The organism is Streptomyces sp. NPDC056222, from assembly GCF_042264065.1.
GTDB lineage: Bacteria > Actinomycetota > Actinomycetes > Streptomycetales > Streptomycetaceae > Streptomyces.
Genome location: NZ_JBHJTL010000126.1, coordinates 1 through 20,320, shown reverse-complemented (window position 1 = coordinate 20,320; position 20,320 = coordinate 1). Strand labels below are relative to the sequence as shown.

Sequence of the window (20,320 nt, the reverse complement as noted above, 5' to 3'; positions counted from 1 at the left end):
GACCCTGGACGGGGCGGCGCGCCGGCCTCGGAAGGACCACGATCCGGCGTGCGAGATCAGAGGTTGGCGCAGCGGTTCCCGAAGGCCGGGTTCAGGGCGCCGGCGAGCTGCGCGGTGTTGCCGCAGAGGTTGACCGGCACGTGGATCGGAACCTGGACGACGTTGCCGGACAGCACGCCCGGGGACTTCACGGCCGCACCCTCGGCGAGCGAGTCGGCGGTGGCGACGCCGGTGGCACCCGCGACGGACGCGGCGACACCCACGGACAGGACTACAGCCTTCGCGATACGGGACATGGAGAAGCGCTCCTCGATTGTGTTCAGACCACTCAGACCAGAGGGTCGGCGCGGACGGGTTCGTCCGACTCCTTCAACAACGCGACTCCCATTCATCGGTTGCTCTCCCGAACGGGTGACGTTCAACCGATCTTTGGGCCATAGGAGGGCCATTCGAGCGACTGACGGGGGAATGGCGCAACACGCACAACGAGGAACCTGCCGCGCGGATACGGGAGTTAGTGTTTCCAGGCATCTAATGCTTACTATCGCCCGGCGCCGGGGTTATAACGTTCCCGAACGTTGCTTTCGGTCCGGCCGCGCGTTCACTCATTTCGTACGGCCGACTCCTCCCTCTCCCCCGGTCTTCACGGGTCTTCCCTTCTCTCTCTCATCAAAGCGGAGAACCTGTATGCGGAATTCAGCGGTTCTTGCTGTGCGCCGCGGTCTGTTGTGCGCCCTGTCGTGTGCGGCCCTGTCCGGCGCGCTGCCGGCCGCCTCCGCCGCGCCCCCACCCAAGGAAGCCCCCCGCGTCCCCTTCGCTCAGCGGTACCAGGCGGTACAGCACGGCGGGATCGTCCGCGCCGCCAACACATCGGCCAAGGCGGCCAAGAGCGCCAAGGGCTCCGGAGTGCGCAACGACGGCTACGCCATCGGGTACGTCGACGTCGACAACGACCCCAACACCTACAACTCCAGCCGTGCCGAAGTCCGGATCCCCGAGGGCTCCCGGGTCAGCTACGCCCGTCTCTACTGGGGCGGAAACCTGCGTGTCGGCGAGCAGAAGCCGCACAAGGACAACGGCCGGGTCCTGATCGCCGAACCCGGGGGCTCGTACAGGCCGGTCCTGGCGGACACCACGATCGGGCACCGCACGGCGGACGGCGCCGACGCCTTCCAGGCCTCCGCCGACGTCACCGGACTCGTCCGCTCCGCCGAGCCCGGGCTGTGGACCGTGGCCCAGGTCAACGTGGCGATGGGCAGCTCGGCGGTCGGTGGCTGGGGTGGCTGGACGCTGGTCGTCGCGTACGAGAACGAGGAGGAGCCACTGCGCAGGCTGGCGGTCTGGGACGGCTTCGAAACCCTCGGGCCACGCACCGGACCCCTGCGCGTGGCGCTCTCCGGCCGCGCTATTCCGAAGGGTTCGGGAGGACAACTCGGCATGGTCGCCTATGACGGCGACCGGGGAACTTCCGGGGATTACCTCGCGGTGGAAACAAGCCGGTCGGAGAGGGTCCAGCTCTTTGATTCCGCCAATTCCGCGAACGACGTGATGAACTCCAGCATCACCGATTCCGGAGCCGACCGGATCGAACGAATGCCCGCACATCAGAACACCCTGGGGTACGACTCCGACGTCTTCGATCTGGGGGGTGCGCTGCGCCATGGGGCCGACCGTCTCCACGTCCGCCTCGACTCCCGGAAGGACACCGTCTGGCTCGGGGCGCTCTTCCTCCAGGCGGACGTCGGGCGCTGACGTGCTGTCACCACGGGAGCCCGACTCCTCCTCCTTCACCGTGCTGCACGCGGTCCAGCCCGGTGACGGCGGTGTCGCCCGGGTCGTCACCGACCTGGTCCGCGCCCAGCTCGCCGCCGGGTGGCGGGTCGTCGTCGCCTGCCCACCCGGTACACCACTCGCGGCGGCCGTCCAGGCCGAGGGCGCGGAACTGTACGCATGGCAGGCGGGCCGCGATCCGGGCCCAGGTCTGGTCCGGGAGACCCGCGACCTCGCCCGGCTGATCCGTACCGTCCGCCCCACGCTCGTCCACGCGCACAGCGCCAAGGCGGGGCTGTGCGGCCGACTGGCCCTGCGTGGACGGATTCCGACGGTGTATCAACCGCACGCCTGGTCGTTCGAGGCCGTCACAGGCACGGTCGCCGCGCTGGCCCTGCGCTGGGAGCGCCTCGCGGCGCGCTGGACGCGGCGGATCATCTGCGTCAGCGACGCCGAACGGCGCACCGGCGAGAAGGCGGGCGTCCGGGCGGCCTGGTCGGTCATCCACAACGGTGTGGACATCACGAGGTTCGCCGCCGACGCGACGGACGACATCGCCGATGCCGCCACCGACGGACCCCTCGTCGTATGTGTCGGGCGGCTCTGTCGGCAGAAGGGGCAGGACGTGCTGCTCGCCGCATGGCCGGCCGTCCTCGCCGAGATCCCGACGGCCCGGCTCGTCCTGGTCGGTGACGGACCGGACGGCGAGCGGCTGCGGGCCGCGGCGCCGGACTCGGTGCGGTTCGCCGGAGCCGTCGACGACACCGCGCCCTGGTACCGGGCGGCCGATCTCGTCGTCCTGCCCTCCCGCTGGGAGGGCATGGCGCTGGCGCCGCTGGAGGCCATGGCGAGCCGTCGGCCGGTCGTGGTCAGCGATGTGGACGGGGCGCGCGAGAGCCTGCCGCCCGGCCACGAACCCCTGTGCCTGGTCCCGCCCGAGGACCCGGCCGCGCTCGCCGCCGCCGTCGGCCGCCTTCTCGGCGGGCCGGAGCTGCTGCGGTCCCTGGGCCGCCAGGCCCACGAGCACGTACTCAGCACCTTCGATGTGCGGCGCACCGGCGCGGCCGTCGCGGACGTCTACCGCGAGCTGGCCGGAGTGCGGTGCACCGAGCACAGAGAGCCGATTTCGCCGTGACTACGGAAAGCACCAGCGTCAATTCCTCGACGAGCCACGGCCACGCGCCGGGACTCGCCTCCCTCGGACCGCAGCGCAGCACCTCGGACCGGCTCGCGCTGCCGCCGCGCCGGGCCGTGCCGATGCGCACGGCAGCCGTACCGCTCATCGCGGCCGACGGTCTGGCCGTGCTGCTCGCCGCCGCGCTGCTGCCCGAGCCGCACCGCGAGCTCCGGCTGCTCCTGCTCGTCGTCGGAGCCGTCCTCGTGCTGAACGGGCACGGGGGGCTCCACCGGCCCGGCGCCCTCACCTTCGTCCTGGACGAACTGCCCGCGCTCGCCGCCCGCGCCGCTGTCGCCTGGTGTGTCGCGGCGGCCGTCGTCGCCGCGTTCACACCCGCCCTTGCGATCGGCCCGGGTGCGCTCTGCACCGCGGTCGCCACGCACCTCGTCGCCGTGTGCGCGGTCCGCGGGGCCGTGCACGCGCGCAGGCGCCGTACGGCCCGGGCGCATCCGCGATCGGCGCTGGTCGTGGGTGCGCCCGCCGCCGCACGCCGGTTCGCGGCGGCGGTGGCGCAGCACCCGGAGTACGGCATCCGGCCGGTCGGGATCGTCGGCTCGCGGCCGGACGGGGAGCCCGGTCTTCCGGTGCTCACCTCACCGGAGGAGATCCACCGGGCGGTCATCCAGAACACCGTGCGCGACGCGGTCTTCCTGACCGACGACAGCGGTCTGGTGGCGCTCTTCCAGCACTACGGCTGCACCACCTGGCGGGTGGGGGGCGAGCTCCGGAACGGCCCGATGGGCGACCACCTGTGGGGGTACGGCTGCCGCCGGCTGGTCCCGCCCGGAGAGCGGCGCGGGCTGACCGTGAAGCGCGCGCTCGACATCGTCCTCGCCGGTCCCGCCCTGGCCCTGGCCCTGCCCGTGCTGCTGCTGTGCGCGCTGGCGGTGCGGCTGTCCGACGGGCCCGGGGTGCTCTTCCGCCAGGAGCGCGTGGGGCAGCACGGGCGGCTGTTCACGCTGCTGAAGTTCCGTACCCTGCGCCCCGCCGACGAGACCGAGTCGGCGACCCGGTGGAGCGTCGTCGACGACCGGAGGATGAGCGCGGTCGGCAACTTCCTGCGGCGTAGCTCGTTGGACGAGCTGCCGCAGCTGTGGAACGTACTGCGCGGGGACATGAGCCTGGTCGGGCCTCGGCCCGAACGGCCTTATTTCGTCGCGCAGTTCAGTCGGATCCATGTCGGTTACGCGGACCGGCACCGGATGCCGGTCGGGCTGACCGGCCTGGCGCAGGTACACGGGCTGCGGGGCGACACGTCCATCGAGGACCGCTGCCGCTTCGACAACCACTACATCGATCACTGGTCGCTCTGGCAGGACGTCCGCATTCTGCTGCGGACCGCGGCAGGCCTGGTCCGACCGGCGGGGAGCTGATGATGGCGACGGCCGTGGCGGTGCCGATGGCGGCGGCGGTGGAACGGTGGGAGGTACGGGACTGGGCCCGCAGGGCCTGGTCCCTCTCCCCCGTCCTGGCGGTGATCGCGCTGCTGCTCGTCCCGGCGGCCGGCGGCGCGGAGGGCGGCACCGGGGGGACCGGTGGTCTCGCGGACGCGGCATCGGGCCTGCTCGTGCTGATCTGCATGGTGCGGGTGATGCGCAGCGGCGCCCGGCCGTTGACCCGGGGGGCCGCGGTCGTGATCGGGCTGCCGGTCCTGGGGATCTGCCTGGCGGCGATCACCTCGAGCGACCCGGGGGCGAGCCTGCCCGGCGTGGCCCGCTACCTCCAGATCTTCGTGCTCGTCCCTGCGGCCGTACTGCTGATGATCCGCGACCGGCGGGACTTCGCGCTGGTCGCGTGGGCGCTGGTCGGTCTGGCGCTGCTCCAGGGCGCGGTCGGGGTCACGCAGTACCTGACCGGCACGGGCGCGTCGTACATGGGCGAGGACATCCGGGCGGTGGGGACGTTCGGGCCGACGGATGTGATGGGGATGGCGACGGTCGTCTCGTACGGCCTCGTCATCGTCACCGGGATCGCGCTGGGCAGCGGGCGCGGGCGAGTGCGTACGGCGGCGCTGGTCTGCGCGGGTCTGCTGTTCCTGCCGCTGGTGCTCTCCTTCAGCCGGGGCGCGTGGATCGCGACGGTTCTGGCGATCGCTGTCCAGCTCGTGCTGTCGGGGCTGCGGCGGGCGGGGCGGGTGGCGCTGGTGACGGGCGCGCTCGCGGTGGTCCTGGTGGGCGGACTCGGTGTGGGGTCGGCGATGGTGAAGGAGCGCGTCACCAGCATCACGCAGGTGGCGGGCTCACCGGACCAGTCGGTGACGGACCGGTACACGATGTGGGCGGCGGCGGGGCGGATGTGGCGCTCGGATCCGCTGACGGGGGTGGGTCTGAAGGGCTTCCCGGCGTACCGCGACTCCAACGCCTCGCTCGCGCTGTCGTCGGGCAGCGACACGGCGGGTGCGGGGGCGCTGTTCCGGCGTCAGCCGCTGCTGTCCCCGCACAACATGTATCTGCTGGTGCTCAGCGAGCAGGGTCTGGTGGGGCTCCTGACCCTCGCGGGCAGCTGGACGGCGCTGCTGGTGGGTGCCCTGCGGCGGCGGGCGTGGGGCGCGGACTGCGCGCTGGTCGCGATCGGTCTGCTGTCGTGGCAGCTCATCGACTTCTTCTACGCGGACATCGGCGGGCCCTCCACGGTCCTGATGTCGGTCGTGTTCGGCCTCGCGGCGTGGTGGTCGCTGTCGGCGGTGAAGCGTGCGTGACCCCTGGGGCGGGGAGCCGGAGTCCACGGACCGCGTGCGGCCTCGGGAGAGCCCCGACCGGGACTCCGGGACGGGCGCGGAGGACCCCGGGGGGTGGACGTGGCCGCATGTCGACCCGTGGTCCATGACCGACCACTCGACGGCCCCGACCCCCGCCGGTGGCCGGCGCTGGGCCGGTACGGCCGCGCCCGCACCGGGGGAGGGGACACGGGCCGGAGCCTGGCCCGGTGCCGCCCCGGCGGAACGGACGGACCACTCCGCAGCGGGGTGGAGCCCACAGAGGGGCGCGCCTGCCACGGTCGGCGGGGCGACGGACGGCGTCCCGGTCGGGGCCCGGGCCGGAGCCACGGCGACCCGAGGCACACGGTTCGGCGAAACCGACACGCCTTCGACGGCAACGGGTTCGGCCCACGCGGGACAGACGCAGCGGCTGCGCCCGGCCGGGGCCGGGAACCGGTTCTCCGCGCCGGAGCGTGGCGCGCACGCCCGGCGGGGCGAGCAGGGGCGTACCGGGTCCGGCAGGTTCCTCGCGCGGGCCGCCGCCGTGACGGCCGGGCTCACCGCCGCCGGGGCGGTACTCGGGCTCGTACGGGACCAGATCCTGGCCCACTTCTTCGGCGCGGGGGCGGAGACCGATGCCTTCCTGGTCGCCTGGACCGTGCCCGAGTTCGCCTCGACACTGCTCATCGAGGACGCGATGGCGCTGATCCTGGTGCCCGCGTTCAGCCGGGCGCTGGCGCGCCGCGGCGGCAGCCTCTTCGGCGACCCCGTCCGTACCCTCGTACGCTCCACGCTGCCCCGGCTCGCGCTCGCCATGAGCGCCCTCGCCGGGCTTCTGGTCCTCGCCGCGCCGGCCCTCGTCGGGGCGCTCGCGCCCGGTCTTCCCGACCCGCAGCTCGCCGTCGACTGCACCCGGCTGACCGCGACCTGCGTGCTGACGTTCGCGCTCGCCGGCTACTGCTCCGCCGCCCTGCGCGCGCACGGCTCCTTCCTCCCGCCGGCCGCCATCTACGTCGCGTACAACGTCGGCATCATCGGCACGATCCTCGTGCTGCGGGAACCCTTCGGCGTGCGGGCGGCCGCTGCCGGGGTCGCCGTCGGCGGCGCGCTGATGGTGGCGGTCCAGGCGCCGTACCTGATCCGGGAGTTGCGCGGCCGGCCCGTACCGAAGGGGGACGCGCCGGCCGGTGACGCCGGCCGCCTCCTCGTGCTCGGGCTCATCGCCCCCGTCATCGCCTTCGCCGTCTCCCGCCAGTCCCAGATCCTCATCGAGCGCTTCCTCGCCTCGCCGCTGCCCGCGGGCGCCATCTCGCATCTGAACTACGCGCAGAAGGTCGCGCAGATGCCGATGATCCTCTCCCTGATGCTGTGCACGGTCAGCTTCCCGGTCGTCGCCCGCGCCATGGCGGCCGGCGACAGGGACGGTGCTCGGCGCCGTGTCGAGCGGGACCTGCTCCTCGCCGCCGTCGTCGTCCTCATCGGCACCTCGGTCGTGATCGCCGCCGCCCCGCAGATCGTCGAACTCCTCTTCCAGCGCGGCGCCTTCGACCCCGCCGACACCGCCGCGACCGCCGCCGTGATGCGGGTCTACGCCCTCGGCCTGCTCGGCCAGACGACGGTCGGCGCGCTGGTCCGCTGCTACTTCTCCGCCGCCCACCCGCTCTGGTACCCGGCCGGCGCCATGGTGGCAGGACTCGCCGTGACCGCCGCGGCCGGCGTCCCGGGCGCCGCGCTGTGGGGCGCCGTCGGCATCGCCGCCGCCAACGCCCTCGGCATCACGCTGACCGCCGTGATGCTGCTGCTCGGCGCCCGCCGCCAGGCGATCCCGGTCCGCATCCGCTACCTCGGGGAAGGGCTGCTGCGACTGGCCACGGCAGCCGCCTGGGCCACCGCAGCCGGCTGGCTCTGCGCGCTGTGGATCGGTTCCCCGCTCCTCTCCCTCGCCGTCGCCGCCCTCGTCTCGGTCTCGGTCTTCCTGCTCTTCCTCGCCTGCGCCGCCAGTGCGCCGGACATCCCACCCCTCACCCGTACCGCATCACGAAGGCTCGCCCATGCCCGCTGCCACGGCGCCCCGCGCCGCGATTCGTCGACTGCTGCCGAAGACTCCCCCATGGGTGGTGATGTACCACTCGATCGCCGACGCCACGGATGATCCGTACCAGGTGACGGTCTCCCCCGTCCGCTTCGCGCGGCAGCTGCACTGGCTGAACGACCGGGGGCTGCGGGGCGTGTCCGTGCGCGAGCTGCTCGCCGCGACCGCGGCGGGCCGCGCCCGGGGGCTCGTCGGCCTCACCTTCGACGACGGCTACGCCGACTTCCTGGACTCGGCCCTCCCGCTGCTGCGCCGCCACGACTTCACCGCCACCGTCTACGTCCTCTCCGGGCGTCTCGGCGGCGAGAACGCCTGGGACGCCGACGGCCCGCGGAAACCGCTGCTGACGGAGGACGGCGTCCTGCGCGTGGCCGAGGCCGGGATGGAGATCGGTTCGCACGGTCTGCGGCACGTCTCGCTCCCCACCCTCGACGACGACGCCCTCGCCGAGGAGACCCGGCGCAGCCGCGAGCTCCTGGAGGACATCACCGGCACACCGGTGGACGGCTTCTGCTACCCGTACGGAGACGTCGACGCCCGTACGGTCCAGGCGGTACGGGACGCGGGCTACCGCTACGGCTGCGCCATCGCCCCCGGCCCGCTGACCTGCGCGCACGCGCTGCCCCGGATCCACGTCGGCGAGCAGGACACCTCGTGGCGGCTCACCGCCAAGCGCCTGCTGCACCCGCTGCGCCGCCGCTCGATCACCGCGCCGGTCCCCGCACAGGCCCGGCCGGGGGCGGAGGTGTCATGAAGGTCCTCCACATCATCACCGGTCTCGGGATCGGCGGCGCCGAGCAGCAACTCCGTCTGCTGCTGCGTCATCTGCCGGTACGGAGCGAGGTCGTCACCCTCACCAATCCGGGCGCCGTCGCCGGCGGCATCGTGTCCGACGGGGTCCCGGTCGTCCATCTCGGCATGACCGGCAACCGGGATCTCGGCGCGCTGCCCCGGCTCGCGGGCATCGTCCGCCGGGGCCGGTACGACCTCGTCCACACCCACCTGTACCGCGCCTGTGTCTACGGCAGGATCGCCGCCCGGCTCGCCGGGGTCCGTGCGGTCCTCGCCACCGAACACTCCCTCGGCGACACCCAGATCGAGGGCAGACCGCTCTCCGCCGGCACCCGGGCGCTCTACCGGGCCACCGAGCGGCTCGGCACCTCCACGGTCGCCGTCTCGCCCAGCGTCGCCCGCCGACTGGAGAAGTGGGGCGTGGCCCCGTCCCGTATCCATGTCGTCCCGAACGGCATCGAGCGGGCGCGGTTCGGCCACGACGAGGACGCGCGGCGGATGACGAGGAAGGTGCTCGGGCTGCCGGAGGACGCGTTCGTCGTCGGCGGGGTGGGACGGCTCGCGCCCGGGAAGCGGTTCGACCGGCTCGTCCGTGCGGTGGCGTCGGTGCCGGAGGCGCGGCTGCTGCTGGTCGGGGAGGGCGGGGAGCGCGAGCGGCTGCTCGCCGTGGCGCGGGAGTGCGGGGCTGCCGACCGGGTGCTCCTCGCGGGCGCCTGCGAGGACCCGCCGTCCGTGACGTCCGCGGGTCCCGGCCTGCCCTCGCTCCTCGCGGCGATGGACGTCTTCGTCTCCACCTCCCCCGACGAGTCCTTCGGGCTCGCGGTTGTCGAGGCGCTCGCCGCCGGCCTTCCGGTGCTGTACGTGGCCTGCCCGGCGATCGACGACCTGCCGCCGGACGCGGCCCCCGGGGCGCGGCGGATCGGCCCGTCCGTACCCGAACTGGTCTCGGCGTTGCGCGGCATCCGGGACGCCCGCCTCGCCCGGCTGCCTCAGCCCGAGGCCGCGCGCCGCTACGACATCGCGCACAGCGCCCAGCAGTTGATGTCCCTCTACGAACAGGCCGTCCACGGCACCCCTCTCCTCGCGAAGTGAGACACCCATGAGCCCCAGCTCAAGCGCCAGCCCCAGCTCCACGAGCCCCCTGAGTCCCAGCCCGCTGTCCCGACCACGGTCGCCTCTCATGAAGGCGCTGCGCACCCCCCGCCGATCGTGGGTGCTGCCCGCCTCCGTGCTGATCGGCGCCACGCTCGGCGGCGGGTACGGGGCGCTGAAGGCACCCGAGTACGCGGCGACGAGTTACGTCATCGTGGTCCCCGGCGAGAAGTCCGACCCGGCGGCCGCGCTCGGCTTCGCCCAGGCGTACGGACGGGTCGCCACCGACATCGCGGTGACCGGCGACGCGCAGGTGTGGGCCGGGGTCTCCGCCCGGACCCTGCGGTCGAGCGTGCAGGCGGCGACCTCGCCGGACGCGCCGATGATCTCCATCACGGCGCGGGCGGCGAAGCCCGGCCGGGCCGTCTCGATGGCGGACGGTGTCGCCCGCGCGCTGGTCCTCAACAGCTCGCACGTCGCGGGGAGCACGGGCGTGAAGGTCGTCCAGTTCTCCCGGGCGACCCGGCCGGTGGACCCGGTCTCGCCCTCCGCCCCGCTGTCCGCACTGGTCGGCGGCTGCGCGGGCGGTCTGCTGGGCGGTCTGGTGCTGCTGGTGCGGCCCAAGCGCGCGGGACGTAAGGAGAGCGGGGCGGAGGCGCGTACGGAGGTACGTGCCGAGGCGGGGAACTCCCGGCAGACCCAGTCCGCCGCCGTTCCCGGCCCGGCGGGCGCCCAGCACCAGCCGGAACCGGAGGCGGTGTGACCCTGCGCGGGCTGAGCACACAGATCTGCCGGGACGGCGAGGAGTTCGGCCGACTCGGCGAGCGGTGGGCGTCGCTCTACGCCCGCTGTTCCACCGCCACTCCGTTCCAGTCCCACTCCTGGCTGCACTCCTGGTGGGTGTCGTACGGCCGGCCGGGGGCGCTGCGCGTGGTCCTCGTACGGCGGCAGGACGGCGAACTGGTCGCGGCGGCGCCCCTGATGCGCGCCCACGGGCCGCTCCCGGTACTCACCCCACTCGGCGGCTCGATCACGGACTTCACCGACGTCCTGCTCGACGACGCGTGCCCCGAGGCGGCGCCCGCGCTGGCCGTGGCGCTGGCCCGGGCGGCGCGCGGCGCGGTGGTCGACCTGCGCGAGGTACGCCCCGGGGCGGCCGCCGAGCGGGTCTTCGCCCGCTGGCGCGGCCCGCGCCGGCGGCTCGCCGACTCGCTCTGCCTGGAGCTGCCCGCGGTGCCGATGGACGCCCTGCTCGAACGGATTCCGTCGAACAAGGCCCAGCGCGTGCGCGCCAAGCTCCGCAAGCTGGACGCGCTCGGCGTCGAGGAGCGCGTCGTGACCGGCGACGAGGTACCGGCCGCCCTCGACCGGCTGCTGAAGCTGCATCAGCTGCAGTGGCAGGGCCGGGGTGTGACGGTCGAGCACACCAGCGCCCGGTTCGCGCAGCATCTGGCGCGGGCGGTGCGGCCGATGGTCGAGCACGGGGACGCTCGGGTGACCGAGTTCCGGCTCGCGGGCGACGTCGTCGCGGCCGATCTGACGTTGATGTCGCCGCGGCTCGCGGGCGGATACCTGTACGGAGCCGATCCGGTGCTGCGTGCGCGGAAGATCGACGTGGCGACGATGCTGCTGCGCCATGGGGCGCGCGAGACGAGTGCGAGCGGGCGGGGGACGCTCAGCATGCTGCGGGGCAACGAGCCGTACAAGCAGCACTGGCGTCCCGAGACCGTTCCCAACCAGCGGCTGATGCTGGCAGGGCGGGGCGCGGCCCCGGTGCTGTGGCTCTGGGCGGGCGCGGCGGACGGACGGCGCTGGACGGCCCGGCAGGCGCGGGAGCGGGCCTGGGTGGGGCGTGCGCTCGCGCGGCTGCCGGGACGGGCGAACGGCGGCGGAGGATGAGCTCCTCCGCCGCCGCGTGGCCTGGACGGGTCCTTCAGTGATCAGAAGGGCCAGGAGTCGCTGTCCAGGATGTCCTCCCAGCTGTCGTTGGAGTCGCCGTCGCCGTCCATCCAGCCTTCCTTCCAGTCGGGCTTGGGAACGCAGACCGGGCCGCCGATCCAGCTCTCCACCCACGAACCGAGATTCAGGTTCCAACAGTTCGGCGCGGGCTTCGGCAGTTGGGGCTTCGGCAACTGGGGCTTCGGCACCTCGGGCTTCGGCGCGGGCTTGGTCGGGACCTCGGGCTTCGGCACCGGCTTGGTCGGGACCTCGGGCTTCGGCACCGGCTTCGTCGGAACCTCAGGCTTCGGCTCGGGCAGGGTCGGAACCTCGGGCTTGGGCTCCGGCAGAGTCGGGACCTCAGGCTTGGGCACCGGCTTCGTCGGGACCTCCGGCTTGGGCACCGGCAGGGTCGGAACCTCGGGCTTGGGTTCCGGCAGGGTCGGAACCTCAGGCTTCGGCTCGGGCAGGGTCGGAACTTCCGGCTTGGGTTCCGGCAGGGTCGGGACCTCGGGCTTCGGCTCCGGCAGAGTCGGGACCTCAGGCTTCGGCTCGGGCAGGGTCGGAACCTCGGGCTTCGGCACCGGCTTCGTCGGGACCTCGGGCTTCGGCTCGGGCAGGGTCGGAACTTCCGGCTTGGGTTCCGGCAGGGTCGGAACCTCGGGCTTCGGCTCCGGCAGGGTCGGGACCTCAGGCTTCGGCACCGGCTTCGTCGGGACCTCAGGCTTCGGCACCGGCAGGGTCGGGACCTCAGGCTTCGGCACCGGCTTCGTCGGAACCTGGGGTGTCTCGGGCTCGATGGGCAGCTCCGGTACCCCAGGCTCCACCGGGATCTCCGGCTCGACCGGGATCTCCGGCTCCACCGGCACCTGAGGTACCTCAGGCACCTCGGGCTCGGTCGTCGGGAGCTCGGGCTCGGTCGGCACCTCCGGCACCTGCGGCGTCACGCCGTACAGCATCTGCCGGAACACCTTCGCCGACTTCGGGTTGTCGTCGCACTGCCAGACGCCGTGCGGGCAGTAGTCGGTGATCGTGTGATACAGCGGCTTGTGCTTGTTCATCCATTCGAGCATCCGCCGCATGTACGTGGCGTTGTCCCCGTTCCGGAAGAGCCCCCATTCCGGATAGGAGATCTGCTTTCCGTGCTCGGCCGCGAAATCCACCTGCTTCTGCAGCCCGTACGGTTCAGTGATGTGCTGGTCGAAACTGGCGCCCGGCGGCTGGTCGTACGAGTCCATGCCGATGATGTCGACGACGCTGTCACCCGGATAGCATTGCGTCCACGGAATGGCGTCCCGCCCACGGCTCGGGTTGAAGTCGAAGCGGAACTCCTGTCCGGGAACGGACCGCATGGCGGTGACGATCCGCTTCCAGTACTTCTTCCACGACGTGGGGTCCGGTGCGCACCGGTGCGTGTACGTGGTGCCGTTCATCTCCCAACCGAGGACGATGACGGTGTCGGGCGCGTTCAGGTCGACCAGGCGCTTCGCCAGGGTCCGGAAGTGGTGGTCGTAGTACCCCGCCGCACCGAGCTGGAGCTGGCGGCGGACCTCACGGTCGGAGACGCCGGCCTCGTTCCGTTCCAGCATCGGCACGTTCAGCACGAACAGCCGGTCGGCCTGCTCGTTGCGCCAGTCCGCCCAGGCGTCCAGGAAGCCCGGACGGCCCTCGATGTTCGACCAGCGATCCCCGGGGAGGTAGGTGTGACCGACACGGAGCTCCCGCCCGCCGAGCCATCGCTCCAACTGACCGATCCGGCTGACGCCCACGGGTCCGGACTGGAGGAACGCGCCCAATGCCGTGGACAGAGTCGGTTCGGGGTCCCGTGTCGTTACGGATTCGGCGGCGTGAGCGGGAGAGGACAGCACGACTGAACCTGAGGCAAGGAGACCTGCGGTGAACACTCCCAGCCACACACTCGAAGCCTTCCTCTTTCGGTTGACCATGGCCACTCCTTCACGAATCGCGCCGCTTGATGGTCCGTCAGTCGGATACTCCGAAAGTATTCCTAATGAGCCGACCGTGAACGCGACATCGATCTGATCAGTAGTCCATTGGTGTATTTCATCGCCCAGTTGGGGCACTCGAGATGAAGGAATGGCGTGCCGAGCTTTGACACCCGCGTCCCCGCAACCCTCGTGCGGCTCGATCGGAACCCTTTTCATCACGGCACGCTCGGCGCCGCGCGCTCCCTGGGAAGAGCCGGAATCCCGGTCCACGCCGTTCTTGAATCGCTCACCAGCCCCGCCGCCCGCTCCCGGTACGTCCATGGCGTCCACCTCCGCCCGGACGCCACCTCGCCCGACGACGAGGCCGACGCCCTGGTCCGATGCCTCCTGCGACTCGCCGACGAGGTGCGGGCACCCGCGCTCCTCGTCCCGCTGGACGACATCAGCGCCCTGGCCCTGGCCTCGCACCGCAGCGAACTGACGGACCGGTACCTCCTGCCCGACCAGTCGTCCGAACAGCTCGTCCGCGTCGCCGACAAGGCCGAACTCGCCGAGACCTGCCGCGCCCTGTCTCTCCCCCACCCCCGTACCGAGATCCCCACGAGCGCCGACGAGGCCGCCACCATGGCCTGGTCGCTGGGGCTGCCGGTCGTGACCAAGTGGAGCCGCCCCTGGCTGCTTCCACCCGGCACCGGACTGCGCAGCACGTCGATCGCGCGATCGCTCGCCGAGGTGCGCGAGCTGTTCGCCCGTGCCGGGGAGGCCGGCAGCAGGCTCCTGCTCCAGCGGCTCCTGCCCCCCGGGCGGGATCTGGACTGGTTCTGCCACGGGTACGCGGACTCCACGGGCGGCTGCGCGGTCCGGGCCACCGGGCTCAAGGAGCGCTCGTGGCCGGACGGGGCCGGGCTCACGGCCGTCGGTCGCTGGGCTGCGAACCCGGTGGTCGAGCGGATGGCCGGTGAACTGCTCACCGCGCTCGGCTACCGGGGCGTGTTCGACCTGGACTTCCGGCTCGACCGCTCCACCGGCGCGTACCACCTGCTCGACTTCAACCCCCGCCCCGGCGCCCAGTTCCGGCTCTTCGCCGACGGGGACGGTCTCGATGTCGTCCGCGCGATGCATCTGGACCTGACCGGGCGTCCGGTCCCTGTGCACACCCCCGCGTACGGACGCCGCTTCGTGGTCGAGAACTACGCGGCACTGTCCGTGCTCGCCTCGCCGCGCCGCCGGCACACCGCCCAGCCGGGCGCCTCGCGCGCGGGCACGGAGACGGCCTGGTTCGCCGCCGACGATCCGGCCCCGGCGCTCTCGATGGCCCGCGCCTGGCTTCTCCACGCCCTGAGAAAAGGCCTGGTGACGATCCGTCGACTCCTCCGGTCCGGCCGCCCTCGCGCCGCGACCGTCGTGTCGCCGCCGACGGCCCGTACCCCCTCCAGCCAGATGAACCGACGTTGAGGACGGAAGGCACGATGTACGACCTGGTCATTGTGGGAGCTGGACCCTATGGACTGTCCGTGGCCGCGCATGCGGCCGCCCACGGGCTGAACCTGCGGACCTTCGGCCGCCCGATGGAGTCCTGGCACGCCATGCCCTCGGGCATGTTCCTGAAGTCCGAGCCCTGGGCCTCCCATCTCTCCGACCCGGCCGGCGCGTACGGGCTCGACGCCTACGCCACCACCCGGGGTGTCCGCGCCGAGCACGGAGTCCCGCTGCCCGTCGGCTTCTTCGCCGCGTACGGCGACTGGTTCGCCCGCCAGGCGGTCCCCGCGCTCGACGAGCGCATGATCGCCTCCGTCGCGCCGCGCGCCGAAGGGTTCGAGGTGGTCACCGAGGACGGCGAGGCCCTCCGTACGCGGACGGTGGCGCTGGCTGTCGGCGTCCTGCCGTTCATGGAGATCCCCGGGCCCCTGCGCGGACTTCCGCGCCAGTACGTCACCCACAGCAGTCACCACGGGGAGCTGGACGGCTTCGCAGGTCGCGACGTCACCGTCGTCGGCGCCGGCCAGGCGGCCCTGGAGACGGCGGCGATCCTCACCGAACAGGGGGCGACCGTCCGGATCCTCGCCCGCTCGGACCGACTGAACTGGAACACCCTCCCGCCCGCCCTCGACCGCGGCCTGTGGCAGTCGCTGCGCGCCCCGCACACGGGCCTGGGCTGCGGCTGGCACAACCGGCTGTACGCGGAGACTCCAGGGCTCTTCCGGCGGCTGCCCGCCCCCACCCGCGAGCGCGTCTTCGACTCGGCGCTCGGCCCGGCGGGCGCGTGGTGGCTGCGTGAGCGGTTCGCGGCCGTGAGCGACGTACGCCTCGGGCGGCACATCGTCTCCGCGGCTCCGACCGGGGACGACCGGCTGCGGCTCGAGGTGGCCGGACCGGACGGGACGACCGTCCTGGAGACCGACCATGTCATCGCCGCGACCGGGTTCGCGCCGAGCCTGGACCGGGCGGAGGTGCTGGCGCCCGAACTGCGCGCATCGCTGCGAACGGTCGGCACAGGCGGGGCGCCGGAGGTCGGGGCGCTGTTCGAGTCCTCGCGGCCGGGTCTGTTCCTCGCGGGGCTGCTGACGGCGCCGTCGTACGGCCCGTCGATGCGGTTCGTGTTCGGCGCCGACTACACGGCGGGGCGCCTCGTGCGCGGCGTACGGCAGCGGTTGCGGGCGACGGCGCGTGGCACGGTGGGTCGTCCGCGTACCGGCGACGAGCGGACGCCGGCCGGCCGGGCATGACGAAGGCCGGTCCTGGAAGTAGTCGTGGACGTCTTCCGGGACCGGCCCCTCAGCACGCGCCCGGTGCGGGGCGCGACCGCCTCAGTGGTTGATGCAGACGTTGCCGTGCGTCGGGTTCAGCGCAGCGATGATGTTGATGCTGTTGCCGCAGACGTTGATCGGGATGTTGATCGGAACCTGGACCACGTTGCCCGACAGGAATCCCGGCGAACCGGCCGCGAAGCCGTGCGCGTCCGCGTCCGCCAGCGCGGGGGAGGCCGCACCCAGAGCCATGAACAGACCGGCGACGACGACCGCAGCCTTCTTGCACTTCATTTCGTCTAAGTCCTTTCCGCGGCGGACGGAATTCCACGGATCTCGTGAATCGCCGGTGCATTGCAACGCCCGGCCTCCGCCGCACACATCACAACGACCATGCCCCGAAAAGGAAACCGGCTTATCGTCGGTCGATCGGTATTCACTCCATTGCCCCGACCGTCGGAGTCAGCGCGGCCAGACCGGTGTCGTCGTCAGACGTTCCCACTCGCGGTCCGGCATCCCGGGCACCGTGCGGCCCGCCAGGGCCCATTGCTGGACCAGCGCGGAGTAGACGGGGACCGGTCCCCGATCGACAGGTGGCGGCGGGTCCGCCACATAACGGCTCTTCGGAATGAAGGCCATCCGCTCCCATTTCCCGGGATCGGGTGCCATCTTCCCCTCCCATCCGCTGCGGTTCCCGCATCATTCCACAGACCCCGCAGGAGAGTGATTCAAGCGGCGCCGGTCGCGTCGCGAACCTGTGTGCGACCGGCAACGGCATACGGTGCGGGCGTTATTGATTCCGAGCCGATGGAGACTGCCGTGTCCGCCAGGAAATTCTCGCGTCCGCGACGGCTGGTACTCGCCTCGGCGGCGCTCGTCGCTCTGGCCTCGGGGGCGATCGCCGGAGCCCCTGCCGTCCTGCCCGGCCCGGACGGCGGTCTCGACATCCTCGTGGCCGGGGTCGACAGCCGGGCGGGCCTCACGGCGGCGGAGCGGAAGCGCTACCACGCAGGCGGCAAGGGCTGCGACTGCACGGACGTGATGATGCTGGTGCACGTCTCCGCCCGCAACGACCGGGTCAGCGTGGTGAGTCTGCCCCGCGACTCGCTCACCGCGTTCCCGGCCGGTCACACCGATCAGCGGACCGGCAAGGTGCACGGCGCGCACCCGGCGAAGCTCAACGCCGCGCACACGGAGGGCGGGCCGAAGTCCACCGTCGAAGCCGTCGAGCGGATGACGGGCACTCACATCGACCGCTACCTGGAGATCGACTTCCGGCGCTTCATGGACGGTGTGGACCAGGTCGACGGCGGGGTGCCGATCTGTACCGTGCAGCCGCTCAAGGACCCGGTCACCGGGATCGACCTCGCTCCGGGGACGAGGAACGTCAAGGGCGGCGAGGCGCTGCAGTACGTGCGTTCGCGGCGGGACGGGAACATGGACTTCGGGCGGATGCAGAAGCAGCAGAAGTTCGTGGTCAACATGTGGAAGACAATCCGGGCGGGCATCGAGGACGATCCCACCCGGCTGTGGGCGCTGGCCTCGACACTGCGCGGCACAGCGGAGACGGAGCGTTCTCTCTCCGTGACCGAGATGTTCACGCTCGCGGCCCGGCTGCGTGATCTCACCCCCGACCGTACCGAGTTCGCGACCGTTCCGATCCGTCGCTTCAACCCCACGATCACCGGTGTGGGGTCCAGCGTCGCCTGGGACGAGAAGGCGGCCGCGAAGATCTTCGCGGCGCTGCGCGCCGAACGGCCGCTGCCGGAGGCCCCGGCGACACAGACGAGCGAGATCCCGCGCGGCCTCGGCGAGTACCGGCCGACCGGCGGCGCCTCGCTCGTCTGCTCGTGACGCCCCCGAGCCGTCGGCGGGTGGCCGACGACTCGGGGCGGCCGTTCAGCGCGCGAGCGTGCGGGCCAGCTCGGCCGGGTCCGTCGTCGGCGCGTCGCAGGTGAAGTGACGGCAGACGTACGCGGCCGCTCCCCCGTCCACCAGCGGGCGGTCCCTGAGCAGCGGGAACTCCTCGCTGTCCGGGGCACCGAAGGCGACGACAGCGCCGGGGGTCGGGGCCAGCAGGGCGGTACGGCGCAGGGCCTGGGCGGTGTCGTCGTCGGCCGCGCCGACCACCGCGATCTCGCGGGGCCCGTCGAGCAGGGCCTCCGCCGTGGCCAGCCCCCAGCCGATGAACCGGGGCGCGCGCGGGCCGAGCGCCTTGACCACTCCGAGCGCGCCCTCGGCGGCCGCGCGGTGGGCCTCGGAGCCGGTGTGGGCCGCGTAGGAGAGCAGCGCTCCGGCGGCGGCGGTCCAACCGGACGGTGCGGCGTTGTCCGTGGGGTCCTGGGGCCGGCGGATCAGCGCCTCGGCGTCGTGCGCGGTGTCGTACAGCGCCCCGCCCTCGGCGACGAACTGGTCCAGGACGATGTCGAGCAGGAACCCCGCGAACTCCAGCCAGACCCCCTCCCCCGTCACCCCGGCGAGCGCGAGGAAGCCCTCGGCGACATCGGCGTAGTCCTCCAGGACACCGGCGTTGGCGCCGACCTGGCCGTCCTTGGAGGTACGGGCCAGCCGCGCGTCCGTGCCCATGTGCAGCCGTACGAGCAGATCGGCGGCCTCCGTCGCCCGCTCGACCAGGTCGGGGCGGTCGAAGAACGCGCCGGTCTCGGCGATCGCGGCGATCGCCAGACCGTTCCAGGCGGCGACGATCTTGTCGTCGCGGCCGGGGCGCTCGCGCTCGTCGCGTGCGGCGAGCAGGCGGTCCCTGATCGAGGCGATCCGATCGCCGTCCGCCACGCCGGCGTCCTGCGGGAGCTGGAGGACGGAGGCGCCCTCCTCGAAGGTGCCTTCCTCGGTGACGCCGAAGTACGAGGCGGCGTAGGCGGCGTCGTCCGCGCCGAGGACGTCGGCGAGCTGGGCCGGAGTCCAGACGTAGTACGCGCCTTCGACATGCCGGCCCGTCCCTCCCCCAGAGCCTTCGGCCTGGGGGTGCCCCCATCCGTCTCCGACGGCGGAGTCCGCGTCGAGCGCGGAGGCGAAGCCGCCCTCAGGGGTGCGCAGTTCGCGGACGAGGAAATCGGCGGTCTCCAGGGCGACCCGGCGGGCCAGGTCGCTGCCGGTCGCCCGCCACAGATGCGCGTACACCCGGCACAGCAGGGCGTTGTCGTACAGCATCTTCTCGAAGTGCGGGACGACCCAGTCGCGGTCCACGGAGTATCGGGCGAAGCCTCCGCCGAGCTGGTCGTAGATCCCGCCGCGGGCCATCGCCTCGCAGGTGTCGGCGGCCATCTGCAGGGCGCCCTCGGCTCCCGTACGGGCGTAGTGGCGCAGCAGGAACTCCAGCACCATCGACGGCGGGAACTTGGGCGCGCCGCCGAAGCCGCCGCGTGTCGCGTCGTACTCCCTGGTCAGGCCGAGCAGCGCCTGGGCGAGCTCTTCCTCGCCGGGTACGCCGTCGCCACCGAAGGCGAGGGAGCGGGCGGAGAGATCCTTGACGATCTTCCCGGCGACCTCTCCGACCTCGTCCCGCCGCTCGGTCCAGGCGCGGGAGACGCCGTCGAGGACGTCGCCGAAGGAGGGCATCCCGTGCCGGGACTCGGGCGGGAAGTACGTACCGAAGTAGAACGGCTCGGCGTCCGGCGTGAGGAAGACCGTCATCGGCCAGCCGCCCTGGCCGGTGGCCGCCTGGACGGCCTCCATGTAGACGGCGTCGACGTCGGGGCGCTCCTCGCGGTCGACCTTGACGGCGACGAAGTGCTCGTTGACGTAGGCGGCGGTGGTGTCGTCCTCGAAGGATTCGTGGGCCATCACATGGCACCAGTGACAGCTGCTGTAACCGACGCTGAGCAGCACGGGGACGTCTCGGCGGCGCGCCTCTTCGAACGCCTCGGCCGACCAGGGCCACCAGTCGACCGGGTTGTCGGCGTGCTGCAGGAGGTACGGGGACGTCTCATGGGCCAGTCTGTTCGGCATGGCTCCATCCTCGCGCACCCGGGGAAACACCGCCCGTACGCCACGGGTGAGCGGTGCGCGATCGGGGCACGGATACGAGAAGCGGCCCCGTTCCTC

General features: G+C 72.5%; 16 protein-coding genes and 1 pseudogene. 12 read left to right on the top strand and 5 right to left on the bottom strand.

The features are described from left to right. Nucleotides 1-56: 56 nt before the first annotated feature. Entirely contained in the window at nucleotides 57-296 is a 240-nt protein-coding gene (locus ACFC0D_RS35170; protein ID WP_376445186.1) for a chaplin, read from the bottom strand. A gap of 391 nt (nucleotides 297-687) precedes the next feature. On the opposite strand from ACFC0D_RS35170, the gene ACFC0D_RS35165 reads away from it, so the two are divergent. The 9 genes from ACFC0D_RS35165 (at nucleotide 688) to ACFC0D_RS35125 (ending at nucleotide 11,520) form a co-directional block, all read left to right on the top strand. Further along, on the top strand, nucleotides 688-1,752 hold the full coding sequence (locus tag ACFC0D_RS35165; protein ID WP_376445184.1) for a DUF3344 domain-containing protein: 1,065 nt from the start codon (nucleotides 688-690) through the stop codon (nucleotides 1,750-1,752). Nucleotide 1,753: 1 nt separating this feature from the next. Next, the gene (locus tag ACFC0D_RS35160; RefSeq protein WP_376445181.1) at nucleotides 1,754-2,905 is read left to right on the top strand and encodes a glycosyltransferase; all 1,152 of its coding nucleotides are present in this window, start codon (nucleotides 1,754-1,756) and stop codon (nucleotides 2,903-2,905) included. Next, nucleotides 2,902-4,320, top strand: coding sequence for a sugar transferase (locus tag ACFC0D_RS35155; RefSeq protein ID WP_376445178.1), 1,419 nt, complete (start codon nucleotides 2,902-2,904; stop codon nucleotides 4,318-4,320). The genes ACFC0D_RS35160 and ACFC0D_RS35155 overlap by 4 nt, the downstream gene beginning before the upstream one ends. 2 nt (nucleotides 4,321-4,322) lie before the next feature. Further along, nucleotides 4,323-5,645 (top strand): O-antigen ligase family protein, encoded by a 1,323-nt coding sequence (locus ACFC0D_RS35150; RefSeq protein ID WP_376445175.1) that lies wholly within the window; start codon nucleotides 4,323-4,325, stop codon nucleotides 5,643-5,645. Nucleotides 5,646-5,769: 124 nt separating this feature from the next. Further along, the gene (gene murJ / locus ACFC0D_RS35145; RefSeq protein ID WP_376445173.1) at nucleotides 5,770-7,797 is read left to right on the top strand and encodes a murein biosynthesis integral membrane protein MurJ; all 2,028 of its coding nucleotides are present in this window, start codon (nucleotides 5,770-5,772) and stop codon (nucleotides 7,795-7,797) included. Next, complete coding sequence (locus ACFC0D_RS35140) at nucleotides 7,697-8,491, top strand: polysaccharide deacetylase family protein (protein WP_376445170.1); 795 nt, start codon at nucleotides 7,697-7,699, stop codon at nucleotides 8,489-8,491. The genes murJ and ACFC0D_RS35140 overlap by 101 nt, the downstream gene beginning before the upstream one ends. Beyond that, nucleotides 8,488-9,621, top strand: a complete 1,134-nt coding sequence (locus tag ACFC0D_RS35135) for a glycosyltransferase (protein ID WP_376445167.1) — start codon at nucleotides 8,488-8,490, stop codon at nucleotides 9,619-9,621. Before ACFC0D_RS35140 ends, ACFC0D_RS35135 begins: the two co-directional genes overlap by 4 nt. Before the next feature lie 88 nt (nucleotides 9,622-9,709). Next, nucleotides 9,710-10,384 (top strand): lipopolysaccharide biosynthesis protein, encoded by a 675-nt coding sequence (locus tag ACFC0D_RS35130; RefSeq protein WP_376445165.1) that lies wholly within the window; start codon nucleotides 9,710-9,712, stop codon nucleotides 10,382-10,384. After that, the gene (locus ACFC0D_RS35125; RefSeq protein ID WP_376445162.1) at nucleotides 10,381-11,520 is read left to right on the top strand and encodes a GNAT family N-acetyltransferase; all 1,140 of its coding nucleotides are present in this window, start codon (nucleotides 10,381-10,383) and stop codon (nucleotides 11,518-11,520) included. Before ACFC0D_RS35130 ends, ACFC0D_RS35125 begins: the two co-directional genes overlap by 4 nt. A gap of 842 nt (nucleotides 11,521-12,362) precedes the next feature. Here the strand turns inward: ACFC0D_RS35125 and ACFC0D_RS35120 are convergent. Continuing rightward, nucleotides 12,363-13,505: pseudogene (locus ACFC0D_RS35120) on the bottom strand (glycosyl hydrolase); the annotation flags it as partial. 156 nt (nucleotides 13,506-13,661) lie between these two features. Here ACFC0D_RS35120 and ACFC0D_RS35115 point away from each other — a divergent pair. Both ACFC0D_RS35115 and ACFC0D_RS35110 read left to right on the top strand, forming a co-directional pair. Continuing rightward, complete coding sequence (locus tag ACFC0D_RS35115) at nucleotides 13,662-14,963, top strand: ATP-grasp domain-containing protein (protein WP_376445159.1); 1,302 nt, start codon at nucleotides 13,662-13,664, stop codon at nucleotides 14,961-14,963. 14 nt (nucleotides 14,964-14,977) lie between these two features. After that, complete coding sequence (locus ACFC0D_RS35110; protein ID WP_376445157.1) at nucleotides 14,978-16,234, top strand: NAD(P)-binding domain-containing protein; 1,257 nt, start codon at nucleotides 14,978-14,980, stop codon at nucleotides 16,232-16,234. 81 nt (nucleotides 16,235-16,315) lie between these two features. Here ACFC0D_RS35110 and ACFC0D_RS35105 read toward each other — a convergent pair whose 3' ends face one another. Further along, nucleotides 16,316-16,549, bottom strand: coding sequence for a chaplin (locus ACFC0D_RS35105; protein ID WP_376445154.1), 234 nt, complete (start codon nucleotides 16,547-16,549; stop codon nucleotides 16,316-16,318). Nucleotides 16,550-16,717: 168 nt separating this feature from the next. Further along, nucleotides 16,718-16,924, bottom strand: coding sequence for a hypothetical protein (locus ACFC0D_RS35100; protein WP_376445152.1), 207 nt, complete (start codon nucleotides 16,922-16,924; stop codon nucleotides 16,718-16,720). A 150-nt stretch (nucleotides 16,925-17,074) separates the two neighbouring features. Between ACFC0D_RS35100 and ACFC0D_RS35095 the strand changes: the two genes are divergently transcribed. Beyond that, complete coding sequence (locus ACFC0D_RS35095) at nucleotides 17,075-18,109, top strand: LCP family protein (RefSeq protein ID WP_376445149.1); 1,035 nt, start codon at nucleotides 17,075-17,077, stop codon at nucleotides 18,107-18,109. A gap of 45 nt (nucleotides 18,110-18,154) precedes the next feature. On the opposite strand, the gene ACFC0D_RS35090 is transcribed toward ACFC0D_RS35095, so the two are convergent. Continuing rightward, nucleotides 18,155-20,224, bottom strand: a complete 2,070-nt coding sequence (locus ACFC0D_RS35090; protein WP_376445146.1) for a thioredoxin domain-containing protein — start codon at nucleotides 20,222-20,224, stop codon at nucleotides 18,155-18,157. Nucleotides 20,225-20,320: the final 96 nt, after the last annotated feature.

Coding starts and splice junctions, on each gene's coding strand:
- ACFC0D_RS35170 (WP_376445186.1), bottom strand. CDS start 296: ATGTCCCGTATCGCGAAGGCTGTAGTCCTGTCCGTGGGTGTCGCCGCG.
- ACFC0D_RS35165 (WP_376445184.1), top strand. CDS start 688: ATGCGGAATTCAGCGGTTCTTGCTGTGCGCCGCGGTCTGTTGTGCGCC.
- ACFC0D_RS35150 (WP_376445175.1), top strand. CDS start 4,323: ATGGCGACGGCCGTGGCGGTGCCGATGGCGGCGGCGGTGGAACGGTGG.
- murJ (WP_376445173.1), top strand. CDS start 5,770: ATGACCGACCACTCGACGGCCCCGACCCCCGCCGGTGGCCGGCGCTGG.
- ACFC0D_RS35140 (WP_376445170.1), top strand. CDS start 7,697: ATGCCCGCTGCCACGGCGCCCCGCGCCGCGATTCGTCGACTGCTGCCG.
- ACFC0D_RS35135 (WP_376445167.1), top strand. CDS start 8,488: ATGAAGGTCCTCCACATCATCACCGGTCTCGGGATCGGCGGCGCCGAG.
- ACFC0D_RS35130 (WP_376445165.1), top strand. CDS start 9,710: ATGAAGGCGCTGCGCACCCCCCGCCGATCGTGGGTGCTGCCCGCCTCC.
- ACFC0D_RS35110 (WP_376445157.1), top strand. CDS start 14,978: ATGTACGACCTGGTCATTGTGGGAGCTGGACCCTATGGACTGTCCGTG.
- ACFC0D_RS35105 (WP_376445154.1), bottom strand. CDS start 16,549: ATGAAGTGCAAGAAGGCTGCGGTCGTCGTCGCCGGTCTGTTCATGGCT.
- ACFC0D_RS35100 (WP_376445152.1), bottom strand. CDS start 16,924: ATGGCACCCGATCCCGGGAAATGGGAGCGGATGGCCTTCATTCCGAAG.
- ACFC0D_RS35090 (WP_376445146.1), bottom strand. CDS start 20,224: ATGCCGAACAGACTGGCCCATGAGACGTCCCCGTACCTCCTGCAGCAC.